Genomic DNA, 1,366 nt, shown 5'->3' on the forward strand with positions numbered 1-1,366 from the left:
CCATTTGAGCCGCCTGCTGATGGCTGCGGTTGTTCTGGAGAAGCCAGGCCTGATCGTTTGTAAACCTATTTTTTGACCGCTTTTTTTTACCCTACTTCAAGGAACTGTCTCATGTCTAAAACCGTTGTTGTTTTCCATTCCGGCTACGGCCACACCCAACGCTTGGCCCAGTTTGTGGCACAAGGCGCCAACGCCCAGAGCATCGCCATTGATGCCGACGGCAACATCACCGATGCCGACTGGGCCACGCTGGACGCTGCGGACGCCATCATCTTCGGCTCGCCCACTTATATGGGCATGGCTTCTTGGCAGTTCAAGAAGTTTGCCGATGCGTCGTCCAAGCGTTGGTTCACCAGTGCCTGGAAAGACAAAGTCGCAGGCGGCTTCACCATCTCTGCCAGCCCCAGCGGTGACAAGCTGTCCACCATCCAGTACTTCATCACCTTGGCCATGCAGCAAGGCATGGTTTGGGTCGGTCAGCCAGCGCTGAACGACGGCAACATCAACCGCATCGGCTCCAACTCAGGCGTGATGGGGCAAGTAGGCCCCACCAGCCCCGCCGAAGACATTCCCCAAGGCGACCTGGACACCGCCACAGCCTACGGCGAGCGCGTGGCCGCGGTGGCGGCCAAGCTGCGCGGCTGATCGGTCGTTTGAGGTCTGCAAAAGCTGGGGTGATCGCCATCACCCCGGTTTTTTTTATGGGACCAAGGCAGAGATGACCCCGATAGCGCTTGCCACTTGCTAGGATGGGGGCATGAAAATCATCACCATGTTGCCTTGGCTGGATTGGCTGGCACTGTTTTCCTTTTTTGCCTTGTGGGTGGGTTATGCCTGGTTGGCCAAGGTGCGTGGCCTGCGTGACCAAAGCCTGATTGCCACCACCAACCGTTACCGACAGCTGTGGATGATGCAGGCCACCGGACGCGACCCGCGCATGCTCGATGGCCTGATCACTCAAAACTTGTCGCAGACACCAGCCTTTTTTTCTTCCACCAGCATCATCATCATCGGCGGCTTGTTTGCGCTTTTGGGCACCACCGACAAGGCGGCAGAGCTGGTGGGTGAGATCCCGTTTGCGCAGACCACGCCTTTGCTGGTTTTTGAATTCAAAATTTTGGTCTTGGTGGGCATCTTTGTGTATGCTTTTTTCCGATTTTCTTGGTCCATGCGGCAATACACCTTTGTGGCCCTTGTGATTGGTGCCATGCCCCCGCCGGAGGACTTTGAAGCCCAGCGCTTTGACCGTCAGCGCTTTGCAGAGCGCGGGGGGAACCTGGTCAGCGCAGCGGCCGAGACCTTCAACGATGGCTTGCGAGCCTATTATTTTTCTTTCGCGGCCATGGCTTGGTTTTTTTCCCCCATG

2 protein-coding genes are annotated in these 1,366 nt (G+C 57.0%); both read left to right on the forward strand.

The annotated features are described in order from the left end of the window. Positions 1 to 111: 111 nt before the first annotated feature. Positions 112 to 645 carry a flavodoxin family protein gene (locus Q0341_RS04185; RefSeq protein WP_299510811.1) on the forward strand — a complete coding sequence of 178 codons (534 nt, stop codon included), beginning with the start codon at positions 112 to 114 and terminating at the stop codon, positions 643 to 645. Between the two features lie 112 nt (positions 646 to 757). After that, a partial coding sequence (locus Q0341_RS04190; protein WP_299510812.1) for a DUF599 domain-containing protein occupies positions 758 to 1,366 on the forward strand: 609 nt, incomplete at its 3' end.

This window comes from uncultured Limnohabitans sp., assembly GCF_937889215.1.
Taxonomy (GTDB): Bacteria; Pseudomonadota; Gammaproteobacteria; order Burkholderiales; family Burkholderiaceae_C; genus Limnohabitans_A.